The sequence below is a fragment of the Thermodesulfobium sp. genome (assembly GCF_053498235.1).
In genome coordinates, this window is the sequence record NZ_JBRCUV010000051.1 from 43,238 (window position 1) to 61,361 (window position 18,124).

22 protein-coding genes are annotated in these 18,124 nt (G+C 35.5%); 21 read left to right on the forward strand and 1 reads right to left on the reverse strand.

The genetic code is table 11. The features are described 5' to 3' along the window. The first annotated feature begins 29 nt into the window (after positions 1 to 29). The 15 genes from ppdK to cobA all read left to right on the forward strand — a co-directional run bounded on the left by ppdK (position 30) and on the right by cobA (position 14,731). Entirely contained in the window at positions 30 to 2,681 is a 2,652-nt protein-coding gene (ppdK, locus tag ACWIUX_RS07360) for a pyruvate, phosphate dikinase (protein ID WP_448590078.1), read from the forward strand. An 18-nt stretch (positions 2,682 to 2,699) separates the two neighbouring features. Next, the gene (locus ACWIUX_RS07365; RefSeq protein WP_448590079.1) at positions 2,700 to 3,728 is read left to right on the forward strand and encodes a deoxyguanosinetriphosphate triphosphohydrolase; all 1,029 of its coding nucleotides are present in this window, start codon (positions 2,700 to 2,702) and stop codon (positions 3,726 to 3,728) included. 101 nt (positions 3,729 to 3,829) lie between these two features. Beyond that, positions 3,830 to 4,174: a hypothetical protein gene (locus tag ACWIUX_RS07370; RefSeq protein ID WP_448590080.1), complete on the forward strand. Its 345-nt coding sequence runs from the start codon at positions 3,830 to 3,832 to the stop codon at positions 4,172 to 4,174. 15 nt (positions 4,175 to 4,189) lie between these two features. Next, positions 4,190 to 5,068 (forward strand): lipoyl domain-containing protein, encoded by an 879-nt coding sequence (locus ACWIUX_RS07375; protein WP_448590081.1) that lies wholly within the window; start codon positions 4,190 to 4,192, stop codon positions 5,066 to 5,068. Positions 5,069 to 5,133: 65 nt separating this feature from the next. After that, the gene (gene dapB / locus ACWIUX_RS07380; protein WP_448590082.1) at positions 5,134 to 5,922 is read left to right on the forward strand and encodes a 4-hydroxy-tetrahydrodipicolinate reductase; all 789 of its coding nucleotides are present in this window, start codon (positions 5,134 to 5,136) and stop codon (positions 5,920 to 5,922) included. A gap of 144 nt (positions 5,923 to 6,066) precedes the next feature. Further along, the gene (gene pstC / locus ACWIUX_RS07385) at positions 6,067 to 7,008 is read left to right on the forward strand and encodes a phosphate ABC transporter permease subunit PstC (protein WP_448590083.1); all 942 of its coding nucleotides are present in this window, start codon (positions 6,067 to 6,069) and stop codon (positions 7,006 to 7,008) included. 1 nt (position 7,009) lies between these two features. Further along, positions 7,010 to 7,828 carry a PstA family ABC transporter permease gene (locus ACWIUX_RS07390; RefSeq protein WP_448590084.1) on the forward strand — a complete coding sequence of 273 codons (819 nt, stop codon included), beginning with the start codon at positions 7,010 to 7,012 and terminating at the stop codon, positions 7,826 to 7,828. A gap of 11 nt (positions 7,829 to 7,839) precedes the next feature. After that, positions 7,840 to 8,592, forward strand: coding sequence for a phosphate ABC transporter ATP-binding protein PstB (pstB, locus tag ACWIUX_RS07395; protein ID WP_448590085.1), 753 nt, complete (start codon positions 7,840 to 7,842; stop codon positions 8,590 to 8,592). A 17-nt stretch (positions 8,593 to 8,609) separates the two neighbouring features. Then, positions 8,610 to 9,275 carry a phosphate signaling complex protein PhoU gene (phoU, locus tag ACWIUX_RS07400; protein WP_448590086.1) on the forward strand — a complete coding sequence of 222 codons (666 nt, stop codon included), beginning with the start codon at positions 8,610 to 8,612 and terminating at the stop codon, positions 9,273 to 9,275. Between the two features lie 206 nt (positions 9,276 to 9,481). After that, a complete protein-coding gene (locus tag ACWIUX_RS07405) occupies positions 9,482 to 9,700 on the forward strand; it encodes a hypothetical protein (protein WP_448590087.1) in 219 nt (72 codons plus the stop codon). 30 nt (positions 9,701 to 9,730) lie between these two features. Then, entirely contained in the window at positions 9,731 to 10,159 is a 429-nt protein-coding gene (locus ACWIUX_RS07410) for a universal stress protein (RefSeq protein ID WP_448590088.1), read from the forward strand. Between the two features lie 107 nt (positions 10,160 to 10,266). Beyond that, a complete protein-coding gene (locus tag ACWIUX_RS07415; protein WP_448590089.1) occupies positions 10,267 to 11,718 on the forward strand; it encodes a menaquinone biosynthesis decarboxylase in 1,452 nt (483 codons plus the stop codon). Between the two features lie 42 nt (positions 11,719 to 11,760). Continuing rightward, positions 11,761 to 12,609, forward strand: a complete 849-nt coding sequence (locus ACWIUX_RS07420) for a UbiA-like polyprenyltransferase (RefSeq protein WP_448590090.1) — start codon at positions 11,761 to 11,763, stop codon at positions 12,607 to 12,609. 21 nt (positions 12,610 to 12,630) lie between these two features. Next, on the forward strand, positions 12,631 to 13,203 hold the full coding sequence (locus ACWIUX_RS07425; protein ID WP_448590091.1) for a UbiX family flavin prenyltransferase: 573 nt from the start codon (positions 12,631 to 12,633) through the stop codon (positions 13,201 to 13,203). A 22-nt stretch (positions 13,204 to 13,225) separates the two neighbouring features. Further along, positions 13,226 to 14,731, forward strand: a complete 1,506-nt coding sequence (gene cobA / locus ACWIUX_RS07430) for a uroporphyrinogen-III C-methyltransferase (RefSeq protein ID WP_448590092.1) — start codon at positions 13,226 to 13,228, stop codon at positions 14,729 to 14,731. Here cobA and ACWIUX_RS07435 read toward each other — a convergent pair. Beyond that, positions 14,728 to 14,988 (reverse strand): SemiSWEET family sugar transporter, encoded by a 261-nt coding sequence (locus tag ACWIUX_RS07435; RefSeq protein ID WP_448590093.1) that lies wholly within the window; start codon positions 14,986 to 14,988, stop codon positions 14,728 to 14,730. The two genes, cobA and ACWIUX_RS07435, sit on opposite strands and share 4 nt — an antisense overlap. Before the next feature lie 105 nt (positions 14,989 to 15,093). Here ACWIUX_RS07435 and ACWIUX_RS07440 point away from each other — a divergent pair, with 105 nt between their 5' ends. The 6 genes from ACWIUX_RS07440 (at position 15,094) to ACWIUX_RS07465 (ending at position 18,088) form a co-directional block, all read left to right on the forward strand. Beyond that, on the forward strand, positions 15,094 to 15,324 hold the full coding sequence (locus tag ACWIUX_RS07440; RefSeq protein ID WP_448590094.1) for a hypothetical protein: 231 nt from the start codon (positions 15,094 to 15,096) through the stop codon (positions 15,322 to 15,324). A 123-nt stretch (positions 15,325 to 15,447) separates the two neighbouring features. Then, positions 15,448 to 16,146, forward strand: a complete 699-nt coding sequence (locus tag ACWIUX_RS07445; RefSeq protein ID WP_448590095.1) for a Bax inhibitor-1/YccA family protein — start codon at positions 15,448 to 15,450, stop codon at positions 16,144 to 16,146. 66 nt (positions 16,147 to 16,212) lie between these two features. Beyond that, positions 16,213 to 16,539: a HEAT repeat domain-containing protein gene (locus tag ACWIUX_RS07450; protein ID WP_448590096.1), complete on the forward strand. Its 327-nt coding sequence runs from the start codon at positions 16,213 to 16,215 to the stop codon at positions 16,537 to 16,539. After that, positions 16,523 to 17,029 carry an ARMT1-like domain-containing protein gene (locus ACWIUX_RS07455; RefSeq protein ID WP_448590097.1) on the forward strand — a complete coding sequence of 169 codons (507 nt, stop codon included), beginning with the start codon at positions 16,523 to 16,525 and terminating at the stop codon, positions 17,027 to 17,029. The genes ACWIUX_RS07450 and ACWIUX_RS07455 overlap by 17 nt, the downstream gene beginning before the upstream one ends. Positions 17,030 to 17,081: 52 nt before the next feature. After that, positions 17,082 to 17,438 carry a 6-carboxytetrahydropterin synthase QueD gene (gene queD, locus ACWIUX_RS07460; RefSeq protein WP_448590098.1) on the forward strand — a complete coding sequence of 119 codons (357 nt, stop codon included), beginning with the start codon at positions 17,082 to 17,084 and terminating at the stop codon, positions 17,436 to 17,438. Continuing rightward, positions 17,438 to 18,088, forward strand: coding sequence for a 7-carboxy-7-deazaguanine synthase QueE (locus ACWIUX_RS07465; RefSeq protein ID WP_448590099.1), 651 nt, complete (start codon positions 17,438 to 17,440; stop codon positions 18,086 to 18,088). Before queD ends, ACWIUX_RS07465 begins: the two co-directional genes overlap by 1 nt. Positions 18,089 to 18,124 lie beyond the last annotated feature (36 nt).

Consider the following 18,124-nt stretch of genomic DNA (forward strand, 5'->3'; position numbering starts at 1 on the left):
TTTTAAATTTTATTTCAGGAGGAAAAATTATGGGGAAATGGGTATATTTATTTGAAGAAGGTAACGCTTCTATGAAAGATCTTTTAGGCGGCAAGGGTGCTGGCCTTGCAGAGATGACAAATATTGGTTTGCCTGTGCCCCCGGGCTTTACTATTACTACTGAGGTGTGTAATTTGTACTTGGAAAATGGAGATAAAGTCATAGAAGAGCTCTGGCCCATGGTTCTTGAAAAGGTTAAGGTAATTGAAGAGAGAACGGGAAAAAAGTTTGGTGCTCAGTCAGGTTTGCCCCTTCTTTTTTCAGTAAGATCTGGCGCAAAGTTTTCGATGCCTGGGATGATGGATACTGTCTTAAATATTGGTTTAAACGATGAAATTGTAGAATTATTCAGTAAAGAATCGGGCAATCCAAGACTTGCGTACGATTCGTATAGAAGACTTTTGCAAATGTTTGGCGATATTGTGTTGGGTATGGGAATTCATCCCTTTGAAAATGAACTTGAGATTATAAAGGCGCAAAAAGGCATTAAAAACGATGTAGAATTAAGCGTTGATGATCTTAAAGAACTTGTCGGACGATATAAGAAAATATATGAAAGTGAAGGAAAGGTTTTCCCACAAGATCCCTTTGTTCAGCTGAAGATGGCAATAGAAGCTGTATTTAAATCGTGGAATGTTCCTCGAGCGATTAGTTATAGGAAAATAAATAACATTCCAGATAACCTTGGTACGGCTGTAAATGTGGTTTCTATGGTATTTGGCAATATGGGAGACGATAGCGCTACGGGTGTAGCGTTTACGAGAGATCCAAAGACAGGCGAAAAGGGAGTTTTTGGCGAGTACCTTTTAGATGCGCAGGGTGAAGATGTGGTAGCGGGCATAAGAACGCCTAAACCAATTAGTGATTTAAAAGATGATATGCCAGAGGTCTATAACGAACTTTTAAATATTTGTAAGGTGCTAGAAGATCATTATAAAGATATGCAGGATATTGAGTTTACTATAGAAAAAGGAAAACTCTATATGCTTCAAGTTAGGACTGGAAAAAGAACTCCTGGTGCGGCTGTAAAACTTGCTATGGATTTCTTGAAAGAGGGTTTGATAAGTGAAGAGGAGGCAATTTTAAGGGTTGAACCCTCACAGGTAGACTTTCTACTCCATCCTAGAATTGACGTGTCTTCTAAACTCAAGAGCATAGCAAAAGGACTAGGTGCCTCTCCAGGAGCTGCAACTGGTAAAGTTGTTTTTGATGCTGATTTAGCTGCCAAGATGGGCGATGAAGATGTTATCCTTGTGAGACCTGAAACTGTACCAGATGATATTCATGGTTTAGCCGCTGCAAAGGGTGTTCTTACTGCTAGAGGTGGTATGACAAGTCATGCTGCTGTGGTAGCTAGAGGAATGGGAAAACCTGCTGTTGTGGGTGCTGAATCTATTAAGATAGATTTAAATGAGCGATCATTTACCGTAAATGGAGAAACAATAAAGGAATTTGATGTTATAACGATAGATGGTACCTCTGGGAATGTTTTTAAAGGGGTTGCTCCGCTTATAATGCCAGAGTTAAGTGAAGATCTTCAAGATTTGCTAGTTTTAGCTGATAAGGTAGCAAAAATTCAAGTCAGAGCAAATGCTGATACTCCAGAAGATGCGAGAAGGAGTTACGAATTTGGAGCAAAGGGTATAGGCCTTTGTAGGACCGAACATATGTTTATGGCTCAAGATAGATTGCCTGCTATGCAGGAGATGATTGTAGCCGAAACAATAGAAGAACGAAAGGCTGCGCTCGAAAAATTGCTTCCTATGCAAAGGGAAGATTTTTACGGAATATTTAAGGAGATGAAAGGATATCCTGTAATAATTAGACTTCTTGACCCGCCTCTTCATGAGTTTTTGCCTAAAAGGGAAATTTTGAAAGAAGAGATTGCACAACATGAAAAAAGTGGAGAGAAGGAACTAGTAGAAAAAAAGAAAAGACTCTTGAGAAGGGCTGAGACTCTTAAGGAATCCAATCCGATGATGGGTTTCAGAGGTTGTAGGCTAGGTCTAGTTTACCCTGAAATAAATGAAATGCAGGTAAGGGCTATTTTGGAAGCTGCAGCAATGGTGATCAAAGAAGGAGAGCGAGTCTTTCCAGAAATTATGGTACCTCTTGTAGGACACATAAATGAAATAAGGCTTGTTAGAGAAAAACTTGAAGAAGTAGCAAAAGAGGTTATTTCTGAACAAGGTGTACAAATACCTTATTTATTTGGAACAATGATAGAATTACCAAGGGCTGCACTAAGGGCTGATGAAATAGCAAAGTATGCTAAGTTTTTCTCCTTTGGTACAAATGACCTTACGCAAATGACATTTGGATTTAGCAGAGATGACGCAGAAAGTAAGTTTTTGCCTGTTTATCTAGAACGAGGTATACTGCCAGTAAACCCATTTCAGACATTGGATAGAGATGGGGTAGGTGAATTAATGAAGATAGCTGTAGAAAGGGGCAGATGTGCGAACGCAGATCTCGAAATAGGAATATGTGGCGAGCATGGAGGAGATCCTGATTCGATAGCTTTTTGCTATGAAATAGGTCTTAACTATGTTAGTTGTTCTCCTTTTCGTGTACCCGTAGCAAGATTGGCTGCGGCAAGGGCGACTATTCTTGCTAAGGTGAGATACGAATCTGATAAATAATTAGAAATAAACCTTAAAATGCTCGTTTATAGAACTACTCAAGAGGAAAGAGAAAAAAGATATCTTTCGAAATTGGCGACACTAAGTTCTAAAACTTTGGGTCGCCAATTTGTTGAACCTGAGTGCGAATTTAGGAATCCCTTTCAGAGAGATAGAGATAGAATTATTCATTCAAAGGCATTTAGGCGATTAAAACATAAAACTCAGGTATTTATTTCTCCTGAAGGGGATCACTTTAGAACGAGATTAACTCATGTCCTTGAGGTGTCTCAAATTTCAAGAACATGTGCGAGGATTTTAGGTTTAAATGAGGATCTAGTTGAGGCAATTAGTTTAGGACACGATTTAGGACATACACCGTTTGGCCATATAGGGGAAGAGGTATTAAACAAGTTATTGCCTCCTTTTAGCCACGAACAACAAAGTCTTAGGGTTGTTGATATTTTAGAAAAAAGAGAGGGTAAGGGATTCGGTTTAAATCTTACTCACGAGACAAGAGACGGTATTTTAAGACACAGTATAAGTGACAAAATTAAGCCTATTACTCAAGAAGGTTTATTGGTAAGGTACTGTGATAAGATTTCGTATATATGCCACGATCTGGATGACGCAATAAGAGCTGGACTTTTGAAGTACGATGACTTGCCCTTTTTTGTAAAAGAAATTGGAAAGACTCATAGTGAAAGAATAGGCACGCTTGTGAGGCTTGTTGTTGATGGTTTTGATCCAATAAAAGGTTTTCTCGATGACGCGAAATTTATAGATGTAATTAAAAATTTACGAGATTTTATGTTACAAAAGGTATATTCAGCCGAGATTTTAAGAAGAGAAGAGGAGAAGGTTACAAGGATGTTTAATTTTATAATAGAATATTTAAAGTCAAATCTTAATTTGATTCCAAATTTGCCAGAGGTTTATGGAGAAAGCGTTTTTAGCGAAGATACTGCTAATATTGCAATAAAGGATTATATCTCAGGTATGACTGATTCTTACATAATACTATACTTTGAAAAAAATTTTTTGCCTTCAAGCTGGCCGCTTAAGTAAAATTTTCGTTTTAAATGTGTTAAAATCATTACAAAGTTCTCTTGGGTGAAAATTACTTTAAGAGAATAATTAAATTGTTTTATTTTTAGAAAGGGGGCTTTATGCTTTATCAGATTGCTTTACATGTAAAAAGTTGCGATACATATAGGCTAGGAATTGCAATTGAACAGGTTGAAAGATTATATCAAAAGGTAAGTAAAGGTTCTATCTCGGTGATATTTCTTTTCACCTTTGAAGGTATTGATTTGTTTTATAAACACAAGATACCTGAAGAACTTTTAAGAAGAATGGAGAACTTAGCCACTTATGGAGTAAAATTTAAGTTAGTTTTACCTGACGATGGAGAGGTAAAATTGGACGAATATCCATTTCTAGACATTATCGAAGCTGGTTTAATAGAGCTTGTGAAACTCTATAGAGCTGGATATTTGTATATAAGTATATAATTTTAAGGGGTTTTTATGCAAATTTTGATGCCTGAAATAAATAAAGATAGTATAAGAAATAGATTAGTGAAATGGCTAAAGAAGGAAAACGATTTGGTAGAAATAGGAGAAGAAATCGCCTTAATTGAGAATCAGAGGGTAACAAGTGTAATAAAATCACCTTCTTCTGGAAGGCTGGTAAATATGCTTCAAGAAAATAGTTTTATTAACGTGGGGCAGCAAGTTGCTGAGGTTATAGAAAATAATTTATTAAAAGAACAAAGTTCATCAGAGAAGGTAACTACTGGTTCTCAGTGTGGGAGTGATTTGATTTTACAAGTAGATAATACCAAAGAAGATGAAGTCATTATTCCTGGAAATGATTCTTTGAGTTTGAAATGTAGAGTCGATATTTCTAGATCTTTGTTTTTTGTACATGATAATTCTATTAGATTTTCAAGTTATTTGTTTTTTTGTATATCAAAGGCATATTCTAAATATCCATTCTTAGGGAAGCAATATCCGATTAATTTTCTTGAATTAAGTGAAGTTGGCTTAGAAAAAGTTAATTCCTATTCTGATGATTTGTTGAATAAAATAGAATCGGTTGGTTTGAGCTCGTTAGATGAATTTTTTAAGAAAAATGAGCGAAATATAGATTTTTCATTAGATAATAGTTTTAATGTAATTCATTGTGAAAATATAGCGTTAGAAAACGTGCGATTTACTTTTTATAAGAAAAGTAGTGCAATTTTAGCTTGCTTTTACAATATATCTGAGGATTTTGAAAATGGTTCTAAAGAAGAGTGTAACTTGTTCTTTAGCTCAAATTTTGGAAGAAATTTATCTGATATCTTGAATTTTATAAGAAAATTAAAGTCCTTTTTAACTAAACCTGAAAATTTAGTTCTCTAAATTTTTATGTTCTGCTTCACGGGCAAGAACTATTAGGATACTATTATTTGATGGAGGAGATAAAGATGATTAAGGTAGTAGTAGCGGGTATTGGTGGTAAGATGGGGAGGATGGTTTCTGAAACTATATTAAAACAACCTGATATGAAATTGGTTGGGGGAGTTGATCCTGCTGTATCGGGAAAATCTCTAGCTGATTTATTTAGAATTGATGATTCTACAACTGTGAGCGCAACTATTGAGGATCTTTTGGTAAATTCTCAATTTGACGTTTTAGTAGATTTTACAAGAGGTAACATTGCCCCGCATACTATTGAAAAAACTCTCGAGTATAGGAGGAATGTAGTAGTAGGCACTACTGGAATTGACGGAAAGGAATTAGATCGTTTAGGCAAAATGGCCAATGACTTAAAAGTTGGCTTTTTCCTTGCACCTAACTTTTCTTTGGGTGCTGTTTTAATGATGGAGTTTGCGAAGAAGGCAGCGAAATATTACAATCATGCTGAAATAATAGAGTTGCATCACAATCAAAAGGCTGATGCTCCTTCTGGAACTGCTTTAAGAACGGCATATTTAATGTCTGAGGATTCAAAAGTTTTTAACAAAGATACGGTTAAGGGCGAAGAAAAGATAAAGTGCGCTCTTGGCGGGGAGGTGAATGGTATTAGAATTCACTCGGTTAGGTTGCCTGGTTTTGTAGCACATCAGGAAGTTCTTCTAGGAGGCTTAGGTGAAATTCTAACTATCAGACATGATTCTCTTTCAAGGGAGTCCTTTATGCCCGGGGTGCTACTTGCGATTAGAAAGGTACAGGGGTTAAGCGGGTTTGTCGTAGGTCTTGAAAATTTGCTGTAAATTTTTCTTGTTTTGAATATAGTTTTGATAACAATATGCAAATATAATTTAAAAATCCTTTTTAATCTATTTTTTAACATAAAATTAACATTAATGTGATAAATTAAAAATGATATAACACATATGTAGGGAGTAAAAACGCTAATGTCGAAGAAGATTCAAAATATAGTTAATTTTCTTCCCCTTTGCCTTTCAAACTTTTCTTTGTTCGAATTGTTATTAAAACTTGTTGCTGTACTTTTAATATTTTTGCCCATTTTGATTTTTGTGGTTTTATTTATAAACTCTCTTCCAGCAATATATCATTTAGGTTTTAGCGTATTTACTACGAATAATTGGGATCCTGTAGATGATAAGTTTGGAGTAATATCACCGTTACTCGTAACAGTTATGGTTGGAGTGATTTGTACGTTTTTAGGCTTGATGCTTTCAACTCCTATTGCTCTTTTTCTCTCGTTTTACTCAAGAGGAAGGATATCAGCATTTTTTTCTACTGTGATTGATGCGCTTGCTTCTATTCCTTCCGTAGTTCTTGGTTTGTGGGCTATTTTTTATGTTGCACCGCACGTCGATAAAGTTGAAAATGTTATAAGAGATTTATTTGGATTTATCCCCTTTTTAAAAGGAAATCCTTCTCCATTTGGTCTTTTTACTACTATATTGATTTTGACGTTGATGCTTATTCCAATACAGACTGTTTTGATTAAGGAATTAATAACTCTGGTACCAAGAAATTTGATTGAAGCAGGCTTTAGTTTGGGTACAACAAAATTTGAAATTGTAAGAAGTTTAATTTTGCCATTTATAAAAAAGGGCATGATTGCTGTGATATTTCTCTCTCTTGCGAGAGGGATGGAAGAGACTATGGCTACTGCAATGCTCATTGGAAACAGGCCCCTTTTTCCTGATTCGCTTTTTTCTCCAACGGCAACTCTTACAAGTATAATTGCAAATGAATTTGCTGAAGCGTTTTCGCGAATCTATCTATCTGTTTTATTTGAACTTGGCCTTATTTTATTCATACTTGTATTTGTAACTAACGTTATTGCTAAACTCATACTAAGGCTTTTATATAGGGGAGTTTAATTTGAGAGTAATAATAGACAAAATTTTCCAAATTTTTACTTTAAGTGTTGCAATTTTTGTTTCTATAATTTTAATATTTATACTCTTTCAGCTTATAAAGGATGGTATTAGTTCATTGAGTCTTAATTTTTTTATTGAAAGCGCTAGACCTGTGGGTTCTAACTCGGGCGGATTTAAACAAGCTATTTTGGGTTCATTAATTATAGATTCAATTGCAATGTTAATAATTGTTTTTCTTTCTATCCTTGGAGGGCTATTTTTGTACTTTTATCCAGAAACGCTGCTTTCAAAAATATTGAAAGAATCCATGTCTCTTTTGCAGGGGACTCCCACAATTGTTTGTGGGATATGCGTTTATTATATACTTGTTAGGTCAATGGGGCATTTTTCCGGACTTGCTGGTTCAGTAGCCCTTGCTTTGGTTGGAATTCCATATATGGTACTTGCAAGTGAACAGATTTTCAGTATGACTCCAACTCTTTTGTTAGAGGCTGCTTACTCACTTGGTCTTTCAAGAACAAGAGTAATACTATATGTGGTGCTCAAGTTTGCTAAATTTCCACTTCTTGCTATTTCACTTCTTACTCTCGCAAGAATAGCGGGTGAAACTGCTCCACTTCTTTTTACTGCTTTTGGTAATAGCTTTTTAGAGCTAAATCCTTTAAGACCAATGGCTGCAATACCTTTACAAATTTACGTGTATGCGATATCTCCATATGACGAATGGCATAGACTTGCCTGGGCCGGAGCCCTACTTTTGATAGCTTTTGTTACAGTCTTAAGTTTAATTTTAGGTCGTTATAGAAGATTGGGAGAATAGGCGGAAAGAATATGATAAAAATGAAGTTGCAAGACGTTCATGCCTTTTTTGGAAAAAATGAGGTTTTGAAAGGTATTAACCTTGATATTTATGACAAAGCTGTTACTGCAATAATTGGCCCCTCTGGATGTGGCAAAACAACTCTTCTAAGATGTTTAAATAGGATGCATGAACTCGATAAAAATGCATATATCACAGGTAAAATACTTTTAGACGGTGAAGACATTTTTAAGATGGACCTTTATAAAGTAAGAAGAAAGGTTGGTATGGTTTTTCAAAGGCCTAACCCATTTCCTTTTATGTCTATTAAAGATAACGTTCTTGCTGGTTTTTTGATGAGCGGCAAGAGGCTTTCAAAAAAGCAAAAAGAAGAAATATGTGAAAGAAATTTAATTAGAGTAGCTCTCTGGGATGAAACGAAAGACAGATTAAATGACCTTCCTACGAATTTATCTGGTGGTCAACAACAAAGGCTTTGCATAGCAAGAGCTCTTGCGAACGATCCTGAGGTTATTCTGATGGATGAACCTACATCAGCACTTGATCCAATTTCTACCGCAAAAATTGAAGAATTAATAGTTAATCTAAAAAGCGAAATAGTGATAGTAATAGTTACACATAACATGCAACAGGCAGCCAGGATTTCTGATTTTACGTCGTTTATGTATATGGGAAGTTTGGTAGAATATGGGATAACAGAACAAATATTCAAAGTTCCAAAGGAAAAGCTTACAGAAGACTATATAACTGGCAGATTTGGCTAAGAGAGTGAGGTGTATCTTTGAAAAGACACTTTGATATAGAAATTAGAGAATTAACGAAGAAATTGTTTGAGATGACTACTATTGTTGAAAGGGCAATTGACCTAGTGATTCTTTCTATATTAGAGAGGGATTCTAGAATTGCCCAAGAAGTTATTGAAAGTGAAAAGATGACAGATGAGCTTGAGATTGAAATAGAAGAGCAGTGCATGACTATGCTGGCTCTATACCAGCCGGTTGCAAAGGATCTTAGATATATAGTTATGATTATGAGAATAATAGTGGATCTAGAAAGGATGTCTGATGAAACAAAGAATATTGCACTTGCAGCTATAAATTTGTTGAAGGATCCGCCAATTGAGATCTTTATGCAAAGAATTCCTGATATGGCTAAGAAGGTAAAGGTTATGGTTAGAGACGCTATTACCTCTCTTGTTGAAAGAAGCGAGGAGATAGCTATGAGCGTAATAGAAAATGACGATGCAGTAGATGAAGATTACCATAATATTCTCAATAGTTTATTAAAAGAACTTTCTGAGAGAAAACTTAACTGTGAAAGAATTATAGATTGGTTGTTTATTACTAGACATTTTGAAAGGTTGGGAGACCACGCTACGAATATTGCTGAAGACGTTCTATATATTGTAAGAGGTAAAAACGTTAAGCACATGAAACCTCAATTTTAATCGTTTTAGCTTGGCTGTGAGGGGGATAGGTTATAGTTAAAGTTAAATTATTTTAGTTTTAAATATGGGGAGATGCAGCTATGAAAATAAGGGTTACAAATGAAGCAAGAAAGTTTATTCAGAGTAGAACCAAGGGAACAGCCTATATTATTATAAGCGCGCCTATAAAATATTGCGGTTCCTGAAGTGATCCAGAGCCTAGCAGTTTGCAGGCAAGAATTGTAACTTTAGAACAGATAAACAAATTTAAGCACGATCTTATTTTTTGGGATGAAACAATAAATGTGTACATCGATTTCCTTACAGATAAATACTTTGGTCAGATTGATCATGTCTTAGATCTTTGTTATGATGATACAACTGGTACTCCATATTTGTGTGTGAATCCTGATCCAAGGCTTCTTATGGATCTGGCTAAAATCTAAAAATATACCTTAAAGAAGTAGGAGGCAAACATGAAAGTTTTAGTTGCTGTGGATGGTTCTAAGCCCTCTATGAAGGCTGCAGAATTTGCTTTGAACTTGGCAAAAGAGCACCATTCTGTTGAAGTTATACTTTTGACTGTTGGTTGTGCATATGATTGGACTTATGTGAGCGATGATGTCTTTGTTGATCCTGAAAAAATTAATGAAGCTTGTGATCTTGCCTTTTCTAAAAAATTAGATGAGGCTAAAAAGATTTTTGACGAAGCAGGAGTCAAAGTAAAAGCTGTTCTGATTTCTGGAGGTGATCCCGCAAAAGAGATTTTAAAGTATGCAGAGGAAAATAACGTAGATAGAATTGTAGTTGGGAATAAGGGTTTAAATCCTTTATCAGGACTTTTGGGAAGCGTAGCTTATTCTATTTTAAAGAATGCAAAGGTACCAGTAATTTTGGTTAAATAAAAATATAAACAAATTAAATAAATTTAAAACGTTAATCTCAAAGATTTGAGCTTTTGTTTATTCTTTATTTTGTTTTATATCTTTAATATTCTTTAACTATTTAGGGAGTGAGCGTAATAGGTTCCTTTTCTTCGTTAGGTGAATACTTATCTTTTTTGGAAAAGAATAATGAGTTGAAGAGAATAAAGGTAGAGGTTGATAGCTATCTTGAGATAACTGAAATAGCTGATAGATTCGTGAAAGTTGGCGGACCAGCCTTATATTTTGAAAAGGTAAAGAACTCTAGTTTTCCACTAGCTATTAATATATTCGGAACATGGGATAGAGTAGTAAACGCAATAGGAAATCCTGATGATATTGCTAAAAAAATTGAGGACTTCCTTAAGTTTCCTACTAAAAAAATTGGTTTTTGGGATGTTTTTAAGTCTCTACCAGATATTTTGGGACTTATGAATATAAAACCAAAAATTGTTAATAAGGCACCCTGTCAGGAGGTTGTATTAAAGGGTGACAAGGTGAACTTAAACGATCTTCCGGTGCTTCATTGCTGGCCTCTTGATGCTGGTCCATTTATTACTCTCCCACTTGTTATTACCCAAGATCCTGAAACTAAAGAGAGAAATCTTGGAATGTATAGAATGCAGGTCTTTGATAAAAACACTACGGGCATGCACTGGCATCCCCACAAAGATGGGGCTAGGCACTATTCAAAATTAAGAAAAGGTGAAAAAATGCCTGTTGCTGTGGCTATTGGAGCAGATCCAGCGACTATTTATGCTGCAACTGCACCTCTTCCGCCGAATGTTGATGAATTCGTTTTTGCGGGTTTTCTTAGAGGTTCAGGGGTGGAGTTAGTTAAAGCGTTTACTTCTGATTTGCTTGTGCCTGCACAAGCCGAATTTATTCTAGAGGGATATGTTATTAAAGGAGAACATAGAAAAGAAGGGCCATTTGGAGATCATACTGGATTTTATTCTCTAGAAGATGAGTTTCCAGTGTTTCACGTAGAGTGTATTACCCATAGGAAAAATCCTGTTTACGTAGCTACCATTGTGGGAAGACCTCCTATGGAGGATGCGTATCTTGGTAAGGTAACTGAAAGGATATTTTTGCCTATGCTAAAGATGACTTTGCCTGAAATAGTCGATATAAATTTGCCAATTGAGGGAGTGTTTCACAATTTAGCTATAGTTTCCATTAAAAAGCAATATCCAGGACATGCAAGAAAGGTTATGCATGCCTTGTGGGGGTTGGGACAAATGAGTTTTACGAAATTTATTATTGTGGTTGATGAGGACGTAAACGTTCATGATATGTCTTACGTTAGATGGAAAGCTCTAAACAACGTAGACCCAGAGAGGGACATTGAAATAGTTAAAGGTCCTGTAGATCTTTTAGACCACGCATCTAGCTATCCGCGGTTTGGTTCTAAAATGGGGATTGATGCAACAAGAAAAATGAAAGAAGAAGGCCTTATAAGAGAATTTCCTCCAGAAATAATAATGGATAAAAAAATAAAGGATTTGGTAAGCAGGCGATGGAAAGAATATGGATTTTAGCTTAATTGAAAGGGGTTTGAAGGTATAAGAAATCAAATCGTATTGAAGTTAACAAACATTCTTAATGATATAAGGGTAGAACATACAATTTTTTCTTTACCATTTTTATTGGCCTCTGCTTTTATAGCCTCGGGTGGTATTCCTAAAATTGAAAAGCTAATTTTAATAGTACTTGCTCTTTTGTTTGCAAGAGCAGCTGCTATGTCGTTTAACAGGTTTGCAGATGCAAATATTGATAAGTTTAATCCAAGAACTGCAAATAGATCTATTCCAAAAGGTTTAGTAAGAAGAAATGATATGCTTTTATTTGTAGTCTTTTGCTCTTTAATTTTTGTCTTCATTTCCTTTTTGCTCGGCAATCTAACGTTTGAACTGTCACCTGTAGCGCTTTTTATAATTTTTTTCTATTCTTATACGAAAAGGTTTACAGCGTTAAGTCATATTGTTTTAGGTATTGCCCTTAGTCTTGCACCTGGTGGAGCATGGATAGCCTTGAGAAACGACTTTGGTTTGGTACCTTTTTTCATGATGTTAGCTGTTGTGTTTTGGCTTGCTGGATTTGACGTCTTATATTCTCTTCAGGATTTGAGTTATGATATAAAACAGGGACTTCATTCTATACCAGTAGTTATAGGTGAAAAGAATTCTTTATATGTAGCTAGATTCTTTCACACACTTACAATAATTTTTTTGATTCCGATTGGTTTTTTGGCTGACATAAGCTTTGTTTACTATATTGGTTTGGGTTTGTTTGCAGGATTGTTGTTTTATGAGCATTCACTAGTTAAGCCAAACGACCTTTCAAAAATAGATGTGGCCTTTTTTAACGTTAATGCTATCTGTTCTTTTATTTATGCACTTTTTGTGATTGTTTCAGTATTAATAAAATAATATAAATATTAGGTGAATAATTTGAAAAGGATTGTAATTGGTATTACTGGAGCAAGTGGTATAAGGTATGCTTTAAGAATAATAGATGTTTTAAGAAAAGAGGTTGATTTGTGTGTAATATATACTAGGGCAGCAAACCTCGTAATGATGGATGAAGAAAAGATTGACATAAACGTTATAAAAGAAAGGTATAGTGAGGTAATCTTTTATAGTGAGGACGATTTTAGTTGTAAATATGCGTCTGGATCGCAGGATCTTGATGCCGTAATTGTCTGCCCCTGCTCTGCTGCTACCCTTTCTAGCGTTGCAAACGGTTTATCTTCGAATCTTTTAGAAAGAGTTTGTGATGTAGCTCTTAAAGAAGGCACTAAGTTAGTGTTAGTATTTAGAGAAACGCCTCTAAATTTGATTCATATTGAAAACATGAGAAAGATTGCTATGGCTGGTGGTGTTATCTTGCCTGCCTGTCCTGGATTTTATAATAACCCAAAGACAATAGATGATATGGTAGACTTTGTAGTGTCAAAGGCGCTGAATAGAGTTGGAATTTCAAATAATCTTTTAAAACCCTGGAAATATGAAAATAAATCTTAGACTTTAAGGAGCGTAAACAGTTATGGGAAAGGTTTTTTTGGTGGGCGCAGGTCCTGGAAATGAAGGGCTTTTTACAATATCTGGGTTAAATGTCCTCAAAAAGGCTCAAGTTCTAGTGTTTGATAGGCTTATTCCTAAAGAGCTTTTGTCGATGGTTCCAGAGGATTGCGAGCAAATCTATGTGGGGAAAGAATCGAGTAAACACGCAATGAAGCAAGATGATATAAACAAATTACTTGCTGACAAGGCATCTGAAGATAAGCTTGTAGTTAGACTAAAAGGCGGAGACCCATTTTTGTTTGGTAGGGGTGGAGAGGAGGCTCTTTATCTCAAAGAAAGGGGTATAGAGTTTGAATTAGTCCCTGGAATTAGCGCTGCTTTAGCTGTGCCGCTTTATGCTGGAATCCCGGTTACGCACAGGAAGGTGGCTTCATCTTACGCTATATTTACCGGGCACGAGGATCCCACAAAAGAAGACTCTACCATTGATTGGGAGCACTCTCTTGGTGCAGATACACTTGTCTTCTTTATGGGGGTAGAAAGACTCGACAAGATAGTAGAAAAGATAATAGCTGTTAGAAAGGATAAAGAAGTCCCTTGCGCATTAATTCAAAACGGAACCCTTCCCACTCAAAAGGTTGTAGTAGGTAAGTTGTCAAATATAGTAAGTCTTGCTCAAGAAAACTCAGTAAAACCACCTGCTTTGTTTGTGGTGGGCAATGTAGTTAATCTCAGAGAAGATTTGATGTGGTTTGAGAAAAAGCCTTTATTTGGTAAAAGAGTTATAGTAACCAGATCAAGGACGAAGGCAAGCCTTTTAAGCGAGAAATTAAAGGAAAACGGCGCAGAGGTTTTTGAGATACCAGTAATAAAGTGCGTTCAAATAGCCGATCAAAAAGAATTTAAACCTGTTTTTGAAAACTTGTGCGAATATGAGTATATAGTTTTTAGTTCATCAACTGGAGTGAAAATATTCTTTGATAACTTATTTAAAGCTGGATATGATAGTAGGTATATAAAATCTAAGATTGCTGTGATTGGCGATGGCACGAGAGATGAGCTCTTAAAATATGGCGTAAAAGCAGATATTTTGCCTGAAAGGTTTGTGGCAGAAAGTTTAGTTGAGAGTTTCAAGAAAACTAATGAATCTAAGAGAGTCTTGATACCAAGAGCTAAAGAGGGTAGAGATGAGTTAGTAATGGGATTACTTGATAAAGGATATGTAGTGGATGACTTTCACATATATTCTGTGCAGCCCGAGCAAATTTCAAAACAGGATATAGAAAAAATTTTTCAGGATGATAAAGAAGTTTTCCTGACCTTTGCGAGTTCTAAGACGGCAGAGTATTTTTATGAATCCTTAGGAGAGTACAGGGATCTAGTGCTAAAAGTTGCTAAAGTCGTATCTATTGGGCCAATTACTTCAAAGAAAGCAAGGAGCTTGGGATTTAATGTGGTGGCTGAGGCAGCAGAGTACAACATAAATGGCCTGGTAAGAGCTTTGATAGATTGTACAGGGAAGGCCTAACATGAGTTTTTTGACGTGCTTTTAAAATAAAGTAGTATTGAAAGCAAGATAAAGCTTATGAAATTCCAAAATACTATGGGCATTTGGAATATATAAAAGCCATATATTACCCAACAAAAGACTCCTATCCACATCATAAGGAGCATTATGAGAGATATATCCTTTGTTGAGCGCGTCTTCCATGCCTTTATTACCTGGGGCACGAGTGAACTTGTGGTAAGCAGCCCAGCAAATAATCCAAGATATGTATCAAACATAAAGATATTATAACTTATAATAGTTTTTTATTAAATTTGGTTGCACGCAGAAAATTTACTTTTATTGTCAACTATTATATAATGTAAACAATGGAGGTGATATATATGTGGTGTAGTGGTCCAGGTTTTTATGGTCACGGTTTTTATGGAATGCCTATGTTTGGGATGGTTTTTCCTTTATTTTTTCTGGGTATAATTATGTTTGTGCTTTTTTACTTCTTGAAACCGGGAATGAATAAGTGCTCGGCTACAGTTAGCAGTGCTTCAAACGAAGACCTTATAAAAGAGATAAATAGCTTAAGGGAAGAAGTAAAGAGACTAAAAGAAGAAAAATAAACTTTTTAAATCTATTCGGGCATTGATCTGATTATTGGTCAATGCCTTTTTTATTGAAAATTTAATCTTTTAGATATAAAATAAGCTTATAATAATAAATATTTAAAAAAGGAGTGATGAAGAGTGTATAGGTCATATAACGATGAGCTAATGGGAAGCACAGCCGCTGCTGATGTATCTGGCTTCTTTAGAGGGGTTTTCACGTGGATGTTTTTGGGGCTCTTATTTACAGGAGTTATCTCATACACGATAGCGTCTAACGTTTCGGTTCTGCAGCTAATTTTGGGCAATCCTATATTGTTTTATGGGATAATAGGTCTGCAATTTATTGCAGTGATAACCTTATCTGCTGCAATTACAAAGCTTCCTGCTGAGGTAGCGGAGTTTATCTTTATATTATATTCTGCTCTGACCGGTATAACCTTTTCGACCTTATTTGTAGCTTATACATCTGAATCAATAGCGTCTGTATTCTTTATTACCGCTATTTCTTTTGGAGTAATGGCTTTTATAGGATATACTACAAAGGCAGATCTAACTAAGATGGGGACATTTATGATGGCAGGACTTATTGCAATAATAATAGGTTTTTTGGTGAATATCTTTTTGCAGAGTAGCGCCCTAGTGCTTCTTTTGTCTATTGTAGGCGTGATAGTGTTTTTAGGTTTAACTGCATTTGATATGCAAAAGCTAAAGAAGATATATCTTGCAGGTGTTTTTGACGAGAGAAAGGAAACAGTTCTAGGTGCTCTTACTCTGTATCTAGATTTCATAAACCTATTTCTTATTTTACTGAATATAATGGGAAATAGAAGAGACTAAAACATTATGTCAAAAAAAGTGTAGGAGCAAATTATTAAATATTTTTGTCCTTTTTGCAAGGCTGAGTTGCCTGAAGATTTAGATACCTGTCCTTTTTGCAAGGCTGATTTGAGAGGCAATATTTCTTATGACGATAAGATAATATTGTCTCTTGATCATCCTATTCTAGATACCAGAATGGTAGCAATTAAATTGGTTGAGGACAAGAGTATAAAAAAGGCTGTGCCAAAATTAACTGAATTAGCAAGTAAATCAAGCGATCCCTTAGAGCTTATTGCTATATGCAGGGCATTAAAACAAATTGGTTCAAGTGATGCTCTTGAGTCAATAGAAAAGATAAGGCAAAAAAATAATAAAATTGTGAATCGTTATATAGATGAAATTATGTCTTGATTGTATAGTCTGTTTCCAAAAGCAGCCCCTCTTTGCGACAAAAGGCTTAGACGATCGCTTAAGGGCTAAGATTAGATTGCTTTACTTCGCTGATAATGCAAGAGAGGTAGCTTTTGATAGAATATTTATTGAAGAGATGCTTAGGGAGAGAGACAAACCCTTTGAGCAGGTTAGCTTTGTAGTAAAGAGTGGTCCGATTATAAACGATGCAATGTTAGAAGATGCCTTTGAAGTCGGAATTGACAGGCTTCCTAATATAAGATTTTTAGAGATTTCAAACGGAGAGAAAGATGGCACTCCCTCAAGGAGAAGCGATGAGGTAAGAAGATATATAGAGGAACATGACATAATAATTTCTAAGGGACAGGGAAATTTCGAGGGGTTAAGCGACTTTCATAATATATTCTTTATGTTGATGGCAAAATGTCCTGTAATAGCAAATGAGCTAATGGTAGATATAAAAAGTAGCGTTATAAAATATATAGAATAGTCAGGAAGGCCTTTTGCTCTAAAACTTTTCTGAGAAAGGAAAGTACTCATATATGAAGATAAGAGTATATAAGGAATTTAGTTTTTCTGCTGCGCATAAGCTGGTGGATTATAAAGGCGAATGTGCCAATCTTCATGGCCACACTTACAAATTGGGTGTTGCGGTATCAGGTCCTGTTGGTGAAAATTCTATGGTGATAGATTTTAAAATTCTTAAGAAGATTGTGGAACAGAAAATAATTTCTAAATTAGATCACAAATACTTAAACGATATGATTTATAATCCTACTGCTGAGAAAGTATGCGAGTGGATTTTGAATGAATTGAAGGGTTCTATGCCAGAAGGTATAAATCTAGAATTTGTAAGGCTTTGGGAATCAGAAACTTCTTACGTGGAGATATACCTTTAGTGATAGCCATTCACTCTATATTTGAGAGTATATCTGGTGAAGTAGGATTCATACCACAGGGTTCCTGGTGTACAATCGTAAGACTTCAGGGATGTAATCTGAGGTGCAAGTGGTGTGACACAAAGGAATCACAGAGTATTGATTCAAGATATATGCTTTCGATTGATGAAGTTGTAGATAAATGCAAAAACCCAAAAGTATTGCTTACTGGAGGAGAACCGCTTATTCAGAAAGACACGCTGAAGTTGATAGATCGCTTAATTGAAAGCTATCATCAGGTTCAGGTAGAAACCAATGGGAGCATTTTCTTGCCGGAGGGTTATTCATCAGATTGTGGTTGGATAGTAGACTATAAATGCCCATCTTCCGGTATGACAGACAAAATGCCTTCTTTTGAGGATTTTATAGACAATTGGATAGAACATAAAGTCATAGTGAAGTTGGTAGTAGATAATACAGAAGAAGATCTTGAGTTTATCCTTCAAATTCTAACAAAGATGCATGATCTCTTTCAGTTTGCAATTAGTCCACTAGATGCGAGAGGTGAAAAAATCCTCTCTATCGTAAATTTTATCAGGGAAAGGAACGAAAAATTACTGAGCGATATTATATTTTCAATTCAGATGCACAAGGTTGTGGGGCTTTTATAAAGGACTAATCTTTGGTGCTGCAAGCATTTTATAGTA